Annotated in this window: 12 protein-coding genes and 1 pseudogene; 7 read left to right on the top strand and 6 right to left on the bottom strand. The window is 60.5% G+C overall.

Annotated features, from left to right (window positions below):
* Positions 1 to 126: 126 nt before the first annotated feature.
* Entirely contained in the window at positions 127 to 2,577 is a 2,451-nt protein-coding gene (locus HK44_RS08795; protein WP_019692156.1) for a penicillin acylase family protein, read from the bottom strand.
* Between the two features lie 328 nt (positions 2,578 to 2,905).
* Between HK44_RS08795 and HK44_RS08790 the strand changes: the two genes are divergently transcribed.
* Complete coding sequence (locus tag HK44_RS08790; protein WP_019692157.1) at positions 2,906 to 3,463, top strand: cysteine hydrolase family protein; 558 nt, start codon at positions 2,906 to 2,908, stop codon at positions 3,461 to 3,463.
* Between the two features lie 121 nt (positions 3,464 to 3,584).
* On the opposite strand, the gene HK44_RS08785 is transcribed toward HK44_RS08790, so the two are convergent.
* From HK44_RS08785 to HK44_RS08770, 4 genes are read right to left on the bottom strand one after another with little or no spacing between them, the layout of a single operon-like run.
* Entirely contained in the window at positions 3,585 to 3,794 is a 210-nt protein-coding gene (locus HK44_RS08785) for an SEC-C metal-binding domain-containing protein (protein WP_007906737.1), read from the bottom strand.
* Between the two features lie 5 nt (positions 3,795 to 3,799).
* On the bottom strand, positions 3,800 to 4,285 hold the full coding sequence (locus HK44_RS08780) for an LEA type 2 family protein (RefSeq protein WP_019692158.1): 486 nt from the start codon (positions 4,283 to 4,285) through the stop codon (positions 3,800 to 3,802).
* A gap of 45 nt (positions 4,286 to 4,330) precedes the next feature.
* Complete coding sequence (locus tag HK44_RS08775) at positions 4,331 to 4,807, bottom strand: YchJ family protein (protein ID WP_019692159.1); 477 nt, start codon at positions 4,805 to 4,807, stop codon at positions 4,331 to 4,333.
* A gap of 4 nt (positions 4,808 to 4,811) precedes the next feature.
* Positions 4,812 to 5,309, bottom strand: a complete 498-nt coding sequence (locus HK44_RS08770) for a DUF6231 family protein (protein ID WP_019692160.1) — start codon at positions 5,307 to 5,309, stop codon at positions 4,812 to 4,814.
* A 252-nt stretch (positions 5,310 to 5,561) separates the two neighbouring features.
* Between HK44_RS08770 and HK44_RS08765 the strand changes: the two genes are divergently transcribed.
* Positions 5,562 to 5,840, top strand: a complete 279-nt coding sequence (locus HK44_RS08765) for a DUF1145 domain-containing protein (RefSeq protein ID WP_019692161.1) — start codon at positions 5,562 to 5,564, stop codon at positions 5,838 to 5,840.
* Positions 5,833 to 6,591 (top strand): hypothetical protein, encoded by a 759-nt coding sequence (locus HK44_RS08760; RefSeq protein WP_019692162.1) that lies wholly within the window; start codon positions 5,833 to 5,835, stop codon positions 6,589 to 6,591. The genes HK44_RS08765 and HK44_RS08760 overlap by 8 nt, the downstream gene beginning before the upstream one ends.
* Before the next feature lie 188 nt (positions 6,592 to 6,779).
* On the opposite strand, the gene HK44_RS08755 is transcribed toward HK44_RS08760, so the two are convergent.
* Complete coding sequence (locus HK44_RS08755; RefSeq protein WP_019692163.1) at positions 6,780 to 7,244, bottom strand: CopD family protein; 465 nt, start codon at positions 7,242 to 7,244, stop codon at positions 6,780 to 6,782.
* A gap of 99 nt (positions 7,245 to 7,343) precedes the next feature.
* Here HK44_RS08755 and dinG point away from each other — a divergent pair, with 99 nt between their 5' ends.
* From dinG to HK44_RS08735, 4 genes and pseudogenes are all read left to right on the top strand, one after another.
* A complete protein-coding gene (gene dinG / locus HK44_RS08750) occupies positions 7,344 to 9,488 on the top strand; it encodes an ATP-dependent DNA helicase DinG (RefSeq protein WP_019692164.1) in 2,145 nt (714 codons plus the stop codon).
* Positions 9,489 to 9,583: 95 nt separating this feature from the next.
* Positions 9,584 to 11,970, top strand: a pseudogene (locus tag HK44_RS08745) (beta-galactosidase).
* Positions 11,971 to 12,073: 103 nt separating this feature from the next.
* Complete coding sequence (locus HK44_RS08740) at positions 12,074 to 13,219, top strand: EstA family serine hydrolase (RefSeq protein ID WP_024264813.1); 1,146 nt, start codon at positions 12,074 to 12,076, stop codon at positions 13,217 to 13,219.
* Positions 13,220 to 13,362: 143 nt separating this feature from the next.
* Complete coding sequence (locus HK44_RS08735) at positions 13,363 to 14,385, top strand: OmpA family protein (protein WP_019692166.1); 1,023 nt, start codon at positions 13,363 to 13,365, stop codon at positions 14,383 to 14,385.
* Positions 14,386 to 14,405 lie beyond the last annotated feature (20 nt).

Here is a 14,405-nt window from a genome sequence, read left to right as displayed (position 1 = left end):
AAAAGATGATTCAAGACACGTCTGGAGAGGAATCGTGCCCGAAAACGGGCGTGTACAATTTGCCGCACCAAAGTAGAGCGATCTGTGGCGAGGAAGCAAGCTGCCTTGTCACAGATCACCATCGTGTTACTTGCCCGGCACCAGGGTCAGCCGCGTTTTGCCATACACCTTGTCAAAGTTCTGCGGTTGCATCGGCAAGCTCATGTATTGGCCTTTGAGCCACGGGTCGATGCTGTCGATATAGTTCGGGCTGGCCGGGTTGCCGGATTGACCGGTGCCGCTCTGGCCCATCAGCGGTTCGGCCTGGCCGAAGTCGACAATGAAGCGCATCGCCGGCACCAGCGTCACGTTGAAATCCTGTCCCCAGGTGTAGGCGGCAGCGTTCAACGTGGTGTGGTCACCTCCGGCCGACATGGCGCCGCGCACGGTCTGGCCGCGGCTGTTTTTCCATTCGTAGTGGTGCAGTTTGCCCCACTGCCAGGCTTTGTGATCGGCGCCCATCTGGCTCTCGCCGGCCGTGATGGCCGCAGCCAGGCTACGGGCGAGAATGGTCGGTTTGTCTTCTTTTTGCGGCGTGCGGATGTCATCCCAGAACGGGCTGTCCTCACGACCGAGCAAATGGTCGGCCTGGGCCGAGTAGGACAATTTACCGTTGGCGACGAAGGCTTTCCACGTCGGGCTGTCCTGCGGGCCGAGCTCGTCGAGGAAGATCTGCTTCATGCTCTCTTGCAGGAACAGTTCATAGATCGCTGCGTCGGCGGAGGTCGGGCTGAGCTTGCCGTCGAATGCCATCAAGCGGCTGTAAGCTTCGCGCGCTTTGCCGGCTTCGGCAACCGGCAGTGCGTCGATCGCCTGTTTGAGCGGCTGGGACATGCCCGGCGCTTCAAACATCTTTTTCAGTTTGGCGGCGAACAGCGTGGTCTGGTCGTACTGCATGGCAATCATGCTGCGGCTGTCGTGCTTGCCGGTACTTGCCAGTTCGGCGATGCGCTCGCCGCGCTCGGGAGCGGCCCAGGAGTTGGACAGCTGCATGCCGTAACCGTGAGGGATGACCCGCTGGTTGGCGGTGCCGATCCAGCCTTGGGCCGGGTCCTGGTCATAAGGGTGGAGCATCGGGTCGGCGTAACCGTCCCAGTCGTAACGACCTTCCCAGCCCGGCGATGGCAACCCACCTTCACCTTCGCGGCGGTTCGGGAAGCGCCCGGTGACTTGCCAGCCGATGTGGCTGGCGTCGGCGAACACCATGTTCAGCGCGATAGCGCGGATTTCACGGCTGGCGTCCGAGGCTTTCTCTGCGCTCTGTGCACGGGACAGGTCGAAGAAGGCGTCGAGGCTCTTGTCGTCTGTAAAGTTCGGCATCTGCAACGCCAGACCGAAACCATTGCCCAGTGCGGTGCCTTGGGCACTGTTGAGCAGCGGGCCGTGGCGGGTTTCGTACACGGCTTCGCGAATCGGCCGCTGGCCTTTGACGAAGTAGGTTTCGTTACGAACCGTCACCGGTTGCCATTTACCAGCGACTTCGTAGCTCAGGCCATTGCCTTGACGCTTGAGTTTTTCAAGAAACAGGTCCTGGTTATCGCCCATGACCGCGGTCATGCTCCACGCCACTTTGCCGTTGAAACCGGCGAGGACCATCGGAAGGCCCGCAATGGAAACCCCGGCCGCCTGGTACTTCGGCGAGCGGATCTGCACGTAGTTCCACAGCGACGGCACGCCAATCGGGAATTGGCTGTCGCTGGCCAGCAGGCTCTTGCCGCTGCGACTGCGCTGCGGGGCAATCGCCCAGTTGTTCGACGCTGTGGCGCCGAGCGGATTCAATGCGGACAACTGGTCGCCGGCTTTGCTGAGTTCGCTCAGGCCCGGGATCGTACCGTTGAGCTTCACGCCTTTAAGCTTTTCAGCTTCGGTCAGTGGCAGTTTTTCATCCGGATAGGACGGCGACAGCCACGCGAGTTTGTCTGTCGTGACAGTTTGCGCCATCACCAGCGAGGCGATTTCTTGCGGCAGGTTGGCTGACTGGCTGAAGTTCAGCAGGCAGAAAATCAGCGCCGAATCCTCCGGTTTCCAGTATTCCGGCTTATAGCCAGTGGCGGCGAGATCCGACGGCAGTTTGTCGCGATAGCGGAACAGGTAGGCGTTGACCCCGCGTGCATAGACTTCAAAGAAGCGTTGCAGGCGTGGAGAGGAGGCCTTGTAGAGCTCGTCGGCACTTTTCTTCAGGTTGACTGCCCGCATGTAGCGGTCAGCGTCGAGCATCTCTGCGCCAGACATCTCCGACAGGCGACCCTGGGCCAGCAGGCGCAGGGTGACCATCTGGGTGATGCGATCACTGGCGTGCACGTAACCGAGGGTGAACAGCGCGTCGTGAAAGGTGTTGCTTTCGATCAGCGGCACGCCCAAGGCATTGCGCCGCACCGAAACGTTTTGCGCCAACCCTTTGAGTGGCTGCACGCCTGCGGTGGGTGGCAGGCTGTCCTGGGCATTCCAGGTCTGGCAACCGGTGAGACTGAGCACACTGGCCACTGCCGCGGCAACGCCGAACCGGGGAAGAAAGGATGTAAGGGCTGGCGAGGCCATGGCAAAGCTCCTGCGGGAGTAGAGGCGCAATAAAGGCGCTACGTTAGTGAGCAGGAGAAGGCCGCGCAAGCGGGTGCCGATCTTATTTCAAGGTTTGTCCGATAAATCAAAGAATTTGACGCTGTACCTGTGGCGAAGGGGCTTGCCCCCGCTGGACTGCGTAGCAGTCCCATTTTCAGGGCCGCTTCGCGCCCCAGCGGGAGCAAGCTCCCTCGCCACAGGGGACTGCGCTGTTTTCAGGGGATTGGCGTTCACGATGACTTGCCTGGAGGAAGAGGTAATGCTCAAGTGTGGAAAATTCAATGAGCCGTGCAAGAGAGAACTCGCCATGGAACTTCAGGCAAACGCAGTGCTTATTCTGATCGATCAGCAAAAAGGCATTCATCACCCCAGGCTTGGACCACGCAATAACCCCCACGCCGAGCAGCACATGGCACAGTTGCTGAGTGAATGGCGGCGCATGGCGCGACCGGTGATTCATGTGCAGCACTTGTCCCGCTCGCCGGAATCAGTGTTCTGGCCGCAGCAGTCGGGTGTCGAGTTTCAGGAGCGGTTCGAGCCGCTATCGGGCGAGCGTGTGATCCAGAAACAGGTCCCCGATGCGTTCAGCGGGACGACGCTTGCGGTGAGTTTGCGTGAGGCAGGGATCGAGCAACTGATCATTGTCGGCGTGGCGACTCATAACTCGGTCGAGTCCACGGCGCGTACGGCGGGCAATCTGGGGTTTGAAACCTGGGTCGTGGAAGACGCCTGCTACACCTTCGACAAGGTCGACTACTTCGGCAACAAGCATTCGGCGCAGGAGGTGCATGCCATGTCGCTGGGCAATCTGCACGGGGAGTATGCGACGGTGATCTGCACCACAGATATTTTGATGGCTGATTAAAACCTGTGGGAGCGTGGCTTGCCCGCGATAGGGGCACCTCGGTATCTGAGGCATTGCGCGTCATCGTTCATCGCGGGCAAGCCTTGCTCCTACAGGGGGGGAGATGCGTGCGGCTAGAGAATCAAGCGCCGTGGCACTTCTTGAACTTCTTGCCGTTGCCGCATGGGCAAGGGTCGTTGCGGCCAACGTCTTTCAACGCGTTGCGCACCGGCTCCTGGTGAGCGTGGCCGCAGTTCGGGCCGTGAACATGGCCATGGTCGTGATCATGATGGTCGTGATGGTCATGATCGTGGTTGCAGTCAGGGCCATGGACATGGGGTTGCTGGGTCATCGAGGTTACTCCGGAATAAAATCGCCGGGAATTATCTCGCCATTATTGGCCAGGTGCACGTCATTGCCGATGAATATTCCGGTTTGAAGCGTTCCTTCCAGGCGATAGGGGATCGGCTGGTCGCGTTTCTTCAGCATTTTTACCACCTCACGCAGGTGTTGCCAGAGGTTGGTGCGGATCGGCACCTGGAAATAGCTGCTGCTTTTCGGGTCGACGGTGAACCATTCGCTGGCCTCGCCTTCGGCCAGCAGGAACTCGCTTAAATGAATCCGGTACTCCAGGCCGCGAACCGTAAGACTGGAGTCGTTGGGGTTGTCGACGCGAAAGTAGAGCATGAATTTCTGCTCAAGAAGTTTGGCGCGCACCACTTCGACTTTGAGCAGATGGACTTGCGGGTCGAGGCTGTCATCAGCGAACCAGGACGCGCAGCCACCGAGGCTCAGGAACATGAACAGGGTGACAATTGGTAAGGCGCGTTGCTGATGGGTCATGGTGGTATTTCTCCTTGAACCCCAGTCTAGCCCCAAAAGATCGCCTCAAACGGTGAAATAACTCGCACAACACTTCTTGAATTTCTGCCCGCTGGCGCAGGGGCATGCATCATTGCGCCCGGCCTTGAGCTGCACGGTCGGGTCAATGAAGTACCAGCGCCCGGCGTTTTGCACGAAGGATGAACGTTCGCGGTGGCTGTGTTCGCCGGTGCTGTCGTGCCAGCGAGCGGTGAAGGTGACGAATGCATGTTCGGGCTGTCCGCCGAAGACCTCGGAGCTTTCCACCTCAAGGCCAAGCCAGGTGCTTTGCGCGCTCCAATCACTGATCGACTGACGATCCAGGCCAGCCTGCTGGGCGGGCAGGGTGGTGGCCACCAGATAGTCGATCAGGCCCAGCACATAGGCGCTGTAGCGCGAACGCATCAAGGCCTCGGCGCACGGCGCAGGATGGCCGGCGTGGTAGTGGCCGCAGCAGGCATCCAGCAGGGTGCCACTGCCGCACGGGCAAATGGACGTACTCATTGTGTTACCACCAGTATTTTCCGAAGTTTTCCGGATTGGCCCAGAACCGTGAATTGAGCCAGTCAGGCACTTGTTTGTAGTCAAGCAGATCGTAGGTAAACAGTGTCAGGACCTGTTCGTCACGCTGGAAGCGTTCGCTGGCTTGCAGTGCCAGGGAAAAGAAGTCGGTTGCTTGCCAGCCGCAGGCTTTCAGGTCCGCCAGCACCGCGATGCGGCTGGCGTTGAGATTGCGAATCCCGCCGAGCAGGTTCAGGCCATCGCGTTTGGGCAGATGCTCAAGGCAGTCGAGTGCCAGCGCCAGGTCGAAGCGTTGTGCGGCAAGCTCAGGTGGCAGGGGGCCGGGCGCGACTTGCGCGACGCAGGCATCCGGGTGTGCGAGCTTGAAAGCCTCAAGCGCGGGGAAGTCGCTGGCGCCGATCAGCAACAGTCGTTGTGGTGCATAACGGTCGAGCAAGGCAGCGAGTGCTTGCTGGGGCGTGCGCGAAGAAATACCTGCGGTCATCGAAGATCCTCAATCAGATGTGCGAAGACTAGCCTGCCCCGGCGTCAGGGCCTAGAGCCGGTTTACAGGCAATGGCGGGATCTGCGGTAAACAGGGGCGAAAAAGCCGTCGGATCGAACAGGTGATTGGCTGCTGATTGATAGTTGCGACGCTCTAAACCGCCCGTTCAGCAGAATTTTCGTTGGCCTCTGGCTTATCCCTTATGGAAGTCGGTACTGTGCGCGCAAAGAATAATGATCTGCGGGGGCGTGTATGAAGGTGCTTTGGGGATTGGGGAAGGGGTTGACCCTGTTGTTCTGGCTGGTGGTGCTGGTCAATCTGATCAGCCCGTTGATCAGTCCGTTTCATCTGATGATCAATCTGATCGGCAGTCTGTTGCTGATGACCCACGTCGTGGAACTGGTGCTCTATAACCGCAACCTTAAAGAGCGGGCTCATCCGTGGCGTGATCGCTTGCAGATCCTGGTTGTCGGTATTTTCCATGTGCAAACCCTTGCAATCCCTGCCGCCGGGGAGGTTCGTCATGCGTAAGCTCTGCTTGCTCGCCGCCCTGATCAGCCCAATGGCGATGGCTCAAGTGGTCACGGTCGAGACCAACTCGCTGCTGCGTTTACCCAATACTGCCAGCACCTTGCAGCTGGAACGCCTGGAAGTTGCCGATAATGGCACGCTGCTGATCCCCTCGAATGTGACCGAGCTGAGCGTTGGCGAGTTGCGTCTGGGGCGTGAGGCACGGATCGCCATTGTTCCCAGCGAACAGGCTCTGCAACTGAATATCAGTCGTGCGCAGCTTGCCAGTGGCAGTCAGATCACTTCGCGAGGTGCGCCGGGCACTTACTTCAAGGCCGCCCGCGCCGGGCGCAACCTGAATCTGCGGATTGTCTCGCTGAACGCTCCCGAGTTGTCGGTGGATGCCCGTGGCGGTGCCGGTGCGCCAGGGTACGTGGGGCTCGATGGCGGTAACGGCCAGGAGCCGGGCTGCACGTGGGGCCAGGCCGGGCATGGGGCGGATGGCGATAAGGGTGGCGATGGTCATGCCGGCGCACCGGGCGCGCAGGTGCGTGTTGAATTGCCGCGCGATTACCCGGCCCGGCAGATCAAGGTGCTGGTCGACGGCGGTGCCGGTGGCGTGGCCGGGGCCGGTGGCAAGCCAGGCGCAGGCGGAAAGGCCAAGGGGTGTTTCGTCTACCGTGCCGACGGCGGTAAAAGCGGTCGCGCAGGTGCGCAAGGTCAGCCAGGTCCTGCCGGGGCGGCAGGTGCCGTGACGGTACAGCGGTTGTAAGGATTGGCGAGTCCCCCTGTGGCGAGGGGGCTTGCCCCCGCTGGGCCGCAAAGCGGCCCCAGAACCAGCGCCCCCGTTCCTTCAGAATGCATGCGGTGACTGGTTTACGACTGCTTCGCCCGAGCGCGGACCGGCCGACGGGGGCAAGCCCCCCCTCACCACAAAGGCCCTCCAGGGCTGCTTTGGCTCTAGAACATCGGTCGGGCCGAGGCCACCGCCACCAGCAACAACCCCAGCGATAGATTGATTCCTACCAAGCGCCGAATCTTGCCCAAAGTCGCGGCACCTGTCGGCCAATCCTCGGCCAGCACAGCTTTACGCAACTCCGGCAGATTCAGCGCCTGAATGCGGATAAACAGCGCAGTCATCACCAGGTACAGCCCCATCATGATCTGCACGTAACGCGGCGCGGTTTCAAAACCGCTGAAGCGCAGATGAATCAGCCCGACACCACTGATCGGCAAGATCACCACGGCGACCCAGACCCAGACAAAAAAACGTTGAAACACTTCTACCCACAGCTTCAATCGCGCAGGCCCTTCAAGTGCCTTCATGGCGGCGGGGCGCAGGACCATCCAGGCGAAAAACATGCCGCCGACCCAGATCAGGGCCGCCAGTACATGCAGGGTATAAATGAGGGCGAAAGGTGTCATTGGGGTACTCCGTTCTGCGCGGGATTAATTAGCGGGGTATGATAGCCGCCGAACCGAACCACTGAAAATTTATCCAGCGTTTTTTGCGCCCGACAATCCATGATCAGCACTGAACTCAAAACCACGATCCAGGGCGCCTACTCGCGTTTTCTCGAAGCCAAGAGCCTCAAGCCGCGTTACGGCCAGCGCCTGATGATCGCCGAAATTGCCAAGGTCCTCGGTGACATCGACACCGACGACGAAGGCCGGCGCAGTGGCGACCCCGCGATTGTCGCGGTGGAAGCCGGCACCGGTACCGGGAAAACCGTGGCCTACAGCCTGGCGGCGATTCCGACTGCCAAGGCCGCCGGCAAACGCCTGGTGATCGCTACCGCGACCGTCGCCCTGCAGGAACAGATCGTCTACAAGGACCTGCCGGACCTGATGCGCAACAGCGGGCTGAACTTCAGCTTTGCGCTGGCCAAGGGTCGTGGCCGCTACATGTGCCTGTCCAAGCTTGACATGTTGTTGCAGGAAGGCCACGCGCAAACCGCTACCGCGCAGCTATTCGAAGAAGAAGGCTTCAAGATCGAGGTCGATGAAGCCAGTCAGAAGCTGTTTACCAGCATGATCGAAAAGCTTGCCGGCAATAAATGGGACGGTGACCGCGACAGTTGGTCCACCGCCCTTGAAGATGCGGACTGGGCGCGCCTGACCACCGATCATAGCCAGTGCACCAACCGTCATTGCCCCAACTTCGGTCAGTGCGCCTTCTACAAGGCCCGCGAAGGCATGGGCAAGGTTGACGTGATCGTCACCAACCACGACATGGTCCTCGCCGACCTGGCGTTGGGCGGCGGTGCCGTCCTGCCCGACCCGCGCGACACCATCTACGTGTTCGACGAAGGCCATCACCTGCCGGACAAGGCGATCGGCCACTTCGCCCATTACACGCGTTTGCGTTCCACCGCCGACTGGCTGGAAACGACCGCCAAGAACCTCACCAAGTTGCTGGCCCAGCACCCGCTGCCGGGCGATCTGGGCAAACTGATCGAACAAGTGCCGGAGCTGGCGCGTGAGATCAAGACCCAGCAGCAGTTCATGTTCACCGCCTGCGAACAGGTTGCCGAATTCAAGCCCGGCGAAGACGTCGAGGGCCGCGAACGGCCACGTCATCGTTTCGTCGGCGGGGTGATTCCCGAGCATATGCGCGAGATGGGCGTCGAGCTGAAGAAAGGCTTTGCCCGCCTGACCGATGTCTTTACCCGGCTTACCGAGCTGCTCAAGGAAGGCATGGATGGCGAGGTCAACATCGGTATCGCCAGCAATCAGGCGGAAGAGTGGTATCCGCTGTTTGGCAGCCTGCTGTCCCGTTCCCAGGGCAACTGGGAGCTGTGGACCGCATTCACCGCCGAAGACCCGGAAGACAATCCGCCGATGGCCCGCTGGCTGACCCTGGCCGAAAGCGGTTCGCTGTTCGATATCGAGGTCAACGCCAGCCCGATCCTGGCGGCGGAAATGCTCCGACGCAACCTGTGGAATGTGGCTTACGGTGCACTGGTGACCTCGGCCACCTTGACCGCGCTGGGCACCTTCGACCGTTTCCGCATGCGCGCCGGCCTGCCGAAAAAGGCCGTGACGGCGGTGGTGCCGAGCCCGTTCCATCATGCCGATGCCGGCGTGCTGCGGGTGCCGGACCTGCGCGCCGACCCACGGGACGCGGCCGCGCACACCGCGGCGATCATTCGTGACCTGCCGGAACTGGTCGAAGGCTCGCGCGGCACACTGGTGCTGTTCTCTTCACGCAAACAGATGCAGGACGTGTTCGACGGCCTGGACCGCGACTGGCGCAAGCAAGTGTTCATTCAAGGCAACCTGTCGAAGCAGGAAACCCTGAACAAGCACAAGGCGCGGGTCGATGGCGGTGACTCCAGTGTGCTGTTCGGCCTGGCGAGTTTCGCCGAGGGCGTCGACTTGCCGGGTGCTTACTGCGAGCACGTGGTGATCGCCAAGATCCCGTTCTCGGTCCCGGACGATCCGGTCGAAGCCGCGCTGGCCGAATGGATCGAAGCCCGGGGCGGTAATCCGTTCATGGAAATCTCGGTGCCCGACGCCTCGCTCAAGCTGGTTCAGGCTTGCGGGCGCCTGCTGCGCACCGAAGAAGATCGCGGCACCATCACCTTGCTTGACCGGCGTCTGGTCACGCAACGCTACGGCAAAGCTATCCTCAACGCGCTGCCGCCGTTTCGTCGCGAAATATCTTGAGACACGGTGGGCGAAATCGCCCACTTCGTTGTCTATCCCCCCGTTACCGATTCCACACAGGCCGTTCACTGGTCGTTAGGGAGAACCTGGTTCATATGATTCGCCGTTCGTTACCCGCTGTTTTTGCCTTGATGTTCGCTGCGCCACTGTTGGCGGCTCCGGCCGGACAACAGACGCTGTTCAACTTTGTCCGGCCCGCCGATGTGGTCCAGGTGGCGACCCAGGACGCCAGCCTGCCGCAGTCCAACGCGGAGCAAACGGCCGAAGGTGAAGTTCTGCGCCGGGTGACCTTCAACCCTGCGGCACAACCGAACCTGCGCCTGACCCCGCAAAGCGGCGCCTGGGACTGGTCGCAGTCTGGCGTCATGAGCCTGCGTATCCAGAGTGCGATGAACTGGCCTGTGACGCTCTACGTGAAAATCCAGAGTAACGACGGCAAGACCCTGGTCAGCCGCATCGATTTGCCGGCCGGGCCTGCGCAAACCTTGCTGGTTCCGCTGACACCGAGCTCGCCGCTGAGCCAGGGCCTGAAAGCCGGGCCACCGATGCCGATCACTGTCGAAGGCCAGCGTGTATTGCTGGCCAGCAGCACGGGTGAACTGGATCGCAGCCAGGTAGTGTCGGTGACACTGTCGATGGATCAGCCAAAAGTCGCCCAGAGCATCATGCTTGAGCGCTTTGGCGTGCAGGACGGCGACGCGGTGGTCAAGGCCGCCTACGGTTCGTTAGTGGACGCTTATGGTCAGTCCACGCGAGCGAAATGGCCGGAAAAAGTCGCCAGCGACGAGCAGCTCAAAGCCGCGGCCAATAAGGAACAACAGCAACTGAAAACCTGGCTGGCCGAGCGCCAGCGTTCGTCTTTGGACAGGTTCGGTGGCTGGAGCAAAGGCCCGGCCTTCAAGGCCAGTGGCTTCTTTCGCACTGAAAAGCGTGACGGTCGCTGGTATCTGGTGACCCCGGAAGGTCACCCGTTCTATTCCCTGGGGGTCAATACGGTCACCGCCGATACCAGCCAGACTTACGTCGCCGGGCGCGAAGCCATGTTCGAGTCGTTGCCCGCTAACGACGAGCCATTGGCCGGCCATTACGGTGAAGGCGACAACCGCAATGGCAATGGTGCCGATCAGGGGCGCGGGTTCAATGCCGGTCGCTGGTATGACTTCTACGGTGCCAACCTGCAGCGCACTTATGGTCAACCATGTGCGGTTGTGACTGAAACCCAGGCTGATGAAGCCAAGGCTGAAACCGCCACAACCCCGTGCGCCTCCCACACGTTCGACGAAAAACGCTGGACCGGCCATACACTCGACCGCCTGCAAGCCTGGGGTTTCAACACCATCGGCGACTGGAGCGCCCCGGCGCTGGGCTTGAATGACCGTGTGCCGTACACCTTGCCGCTGTCCATCGTCGGCGATTACGCCAGCATCAGCACCGGCACCGACTGGTGGGGCGGCATGCCCGATCCGTTCGACCCGCGTTTCGCCATGGCCACCGAGCGTGCCGTGGCCATTGCTGCACGCGATCACCGTGACGACCCATGGCTGATCGGTTACTTCGCCGATAACGAACTGGCCTGGGCCGGCCCCGGCGATGACCCTAAGGCCCGCTATGCCTTGGCATACGGCACCTTGAAAATGACCACCGACGTACCTGCCAAACGGGCGTTCCTCAAGCAACTGCGGGACAAATACCGTAACCAGGCGGGCCTGTCGAAAGCCTGGGGCATTGACTTGCCGGCCTGGGAATTGATGGAAGACCCGGGTTTCGTGCCGCCGCTGCCAAGTGCGGAGCACCCGGAAATCGAAGCCGACTTCAAATATTTCCAGAAAGTTTTCGCCGACACTTACTTCAAGACCATTGCCGATTCGTTGAAATGGCACGCCCCCAACCACCTGCTGCTCGGTGGTCGGTTTGCCACCAGCACACCTGAGGCAGTCGAGTCTTGCGCGCAGTACTGCGACGTCCTGAGCTTCAACATGTACACGCTCAAACCTCAGGACGGTTATGACTTCGCCAAGCTGCAGGCGCTGGACAAACCGGTGCTGATCACCGAGTTCAACTTCGGTTCGCGTGATCGCGGTCCGTTCTGGGGCGGTGTGACGGAGCTGGCGAAGGAAGAAGACCGTGGGCCGGCCTACGCCAATTTCGTCAAGCAAGCGGTGAGTGAACCGTCGATTGTCGGCGTGCATTGGTTCCAGTACCTCGATCAACCGGTGAGCGGTCGTCTGCTGGACGGTGAAAACGGCCATTTCGGTCTGGTCGGGATTACCGATCTACCGTTCCAGGGCTTTGTCGAGAGCGTGCGCAAGGCCAACTTGCAGGCCGTCGATCAGCTCGGTAAAGAAGCCGGGAAGGCCAAGGCTGCGGCGGATAAAGCCGAGAGTGCCAGTCATGACGATGCAGGTGGGAAAAAAGGTCGCGACAGCAAGGGCGCAGGGCAGGGGCAGGCCATGCAGGTGGGCATTCGGCCAATGGTCATTAAAGCCTGAGATTACGAGGTTCACGGCCCGCCCCTGTTCCCAAATCCCTCAAGGGCTGGAACAATGCAGGTCATTGTGTCGAAACGTTTTTTCGGAGAGTTACGGGTGCTGATTCAAGGTCATTACGAGCTTAAATTTGAAGCGGTGCGTGAAGCTTTCGCGGCACTCTTCGACGATCCCCAGGAACGTGGCGCGGCACTGTGCATTCAAATCGGCGGTGAAACCGTCCTCGACCTCTGGGCCGGTACTGCCGACAAGGACGGTCACGAGGCTTGGCACAGCGACACCATTGCCAACCTGTTCTCCTGCACCAAGACCTTTACCGCGGTGACCGCCCTGCAACTGGTCGCCGAAGGCAAGTTGCAGCTCGATGCCCCGGTCGCCAGGTATTGGCCGGAGTTCGCCGCTGCCGGCAAGGAAGCGGTCACCTTGCGTCAGTTGCTCTGCCATCAGGCCGGTCTGCCGGCCTTGCGCGAATTGTTGCCACCAGAGGCACTCTACAACTGGCAAACCATGGTGGACGCACTGGCCGCCGAAGCTCCTTGGTGGACGCCCGGTGAAGGCCATGGTTATGCGGCGATCACTTATGGCTGGCTGGTCGGGGAATTGCTGCGCCGCGCCGATGGCCGGGGGCCGGGCGAGTCGATCGTGGCACGTGTTGCACGACCGCTGGGGCTGGATTTTCATGTCGGCCTGGCGGATGAAGAGTTTCATCGCGTGGCGCACATCGCCCGCAGCAAGGGCAATGTCGGCGATGCGGCGGCGCAGCGCTTGCTGCATGTGACGATGCGTGAGCCGACGGCCATGACCACTCTGGCGTTTACCAACCCGCCATCGATCATGACCAGTACCAACAAACCCGAATGGCGTCGCATGCAACAACCGGCAGCGAATGGCCATGGTAACGCCCGCAGTCTGGCCGGGTTCTACAGCGGTTTGCTTGATGGCAGCCTGCTGGAAAGCGAGATGCTCCAGGAACTGACTCGCGAGCACAGCCTGGGCGAAGACAAGACTTTATTGACCCGGACCCGCTTCGGTCTGGGTTGTATGCTCGATCAACCGGACGTACCCAACGCGACCTTCGGCCTCGGCCCTCGAGCGTTTGGTCATCCGGGTGCTGGCGGCTCCATCGGTTTCGCTGACCCGGAATACGATGTGGCCTTCGGTTTTGTGACCAATACCCTTGGGCCATACGTGTTGATGGACCCGCGTGCGCAGAAGCTTGTGCGGGTTTTGGCCGCTTGTCTGTAAAGGGTGGCTGTAAGGCATTTTTTTAAAAAAAACTTGCCCAATGGTCGCAGGACGGAACCCTGTGGCTTCTATAGTTTCAAAGCATCTGTTTTATACGGGTCGTAGCGACTCACAGCTTTTTATCTCATTTTGTGGATATCCCCATGTCACCGAACAAATCTCTAGCCTTGGCACTGTGTCTCAGCATTACCGGTTGCGCGCAAACCCCACAAAATGATGCAGACGGTGGCCACTGGTGGTCATTCGGTTCCGGTTCGGACAAGGTCGCGGACAAAGCCGCTGCCAAACCGGACGCAAAGGCCGCTGAAGCCGCAGCCGCCGCGAAGGCCAAATCAACCGCAAGTGCGACTGCGCCAGCCGTTCCAACCACCGCAGCTGCCGCTGCGGCTAAAGCCGATAGCGAAAGCAAATGGTGGTGGCCGTTTGGCGACCAGCCTAAGGCCATCACCAAGGCCGATATCAAAGATGTGCCAATGCCTGATCCGAAAATCACCCAGGCCTGGCTGGACAGCTACGAGCCACGCTTGCGTGCTGCCGTTCAGGGCAGTCGTCTGCAAGTGGAACGTCGCGAGAACGTGTTGGTAGTAGTCGTTCCAGTGGATGACGCCTTCAACCCGAAACGTCCGGCGATGTTGCTGCCTTCGGCCCTGGGTGAGTTCACCAAGGTGTCCAAGGTGGTAGAAGGTGATTCCAAAACTTCCGTGCTCGTACTGGGCCATGGTGACAACACGGGGACGAGTGCCGAGGCTCAACAACTGAGCAAGGATCGTGCGACTTCCATTGCGTCGATCTTCAGTCTCAGTGGCTTGAAGGGTGATCGTCTGATGTTGCGTGGCATGGGTAGCATGATGCCGCGCGCCGCCAATGACAGTGCCCAGGGCCGTGCCTTGAACCGTCGTGTGGAAATCATGCTGACCCAGCGCACCACCATGCTGGCATTGCTGAACAAGTACAGCCAGCCGACCCCGCCACCGGTGGAAATGGTTGCCGTGCAAACCGCCAAGCCTGCAGCGCCAGCTGTGGCCGCGAAAAAAGCAACGTCGAAGAAGAAAGGCGCTGCCTCGAAAAAGGCTTCGGCGAAGAAAGCTCCGGCCAAAAAACAGCCAGCCAAAAAGCCGGCTGCAGCCAAAGCGGATACAGCGGTAAAAAACACCAGCGGCCAGTAATCAGGCCCGCAACTGACTGA

Source organism: Pseudomonas fluorescens HK44, from assembly GCF_000217955.3.
Taxonomy (GTDB): domain Bacteria; phylum Pseudomonadota; class Gammaproteobacteria; order Pseudomonadales; family Pseudomonadaceae; genus Aquipseudomonas; species Aquipseudomonas fluorescens_AQ.
This window is presented reverse-complemented; position numbering and strand designations above follow the sequence as displayed.

Excerpts from the sequence above, each read along its gene's own strand:
- HK44_RS08765 (WP_019692161.1), top strand. The coding sequence starts at position 5,562 with ATGAAGGTGCTTTGGGGATTGGGGAAGGGGTTGACCCTGTTGTTCTGG.
- HK44_RS08780 (WP_019692158.1), bottom strand. The coding sequence starts at position 4,285 with ATGACCCATCAGCAACGCGCCTTACCAATTGTCACCCTGTTCATGTTC.
- HK44_RS08775 (WP_019692159.1), bottom strand. The coding sequence starts at position 4,807 with ATGAGTACGTCCATTTGCCCGTGCGGCAGTGGCACCCTGCTGGATGCC.
- HK44_RS08795 (WP_019692156.1), bottom strand. The coding sequence starts at position 2,577 with ATGGCCTCGCCAGCCCTTACATCCTTTCTTCCCCGGTTCGGCGTTGCC.
- HK44_RS08770 (WP_019692160.1), bottom strand. The coding sequence starts at position 5,309 with ATGACCGCAGGTATTTCTTCGCGCACGCCCCAGCAAGCACTCGCTGCC.
- HK44_RS08785 (WP_007906737.1), bottom strand. The coding sequence starts at position 3,794 with ATGACCCAGCAACCCCATGTCCATGGCCCTGACTGCAACCACGATCAT.
- HK44_RS08755 (WP_019692163.1), bottom strand. The coding sequence starts at position 7,244 with ATGACACCTTTCGCCCTCATTTATACCCTGCATGTACTGGCGGCCCTG.
- HK44_RS08790 (WP_019692157.1), top strand. The coding sequence starts at position 2,906 with ATGGAACTTCAGGCAAACGCAGTGCTTATTCTGATCGATCAGCAAAAA.
- dinG (WP_019692164.1), top strand. The coding sequence starts at position 7,344 with ATGATCAGCACTGAACTCAAAACCACGATCCAGGGCGCCTACTCGCGT.
- HK44_RS08735 (WP_019692166.1), top strand. The coding sequence starts at position 13,363 with ATGTCACCGAACAAATCTCTAGCCTTGGCACTGTGTCTCAGCATTACC.
- HK44_RS08760 (WP_019692162.1), top strand. The coding sequence starts at position 5,833 with ATGCGTAAGCTCTGCTTGCTCGCCGCCCTGATCAGCCCAATGGCGATG.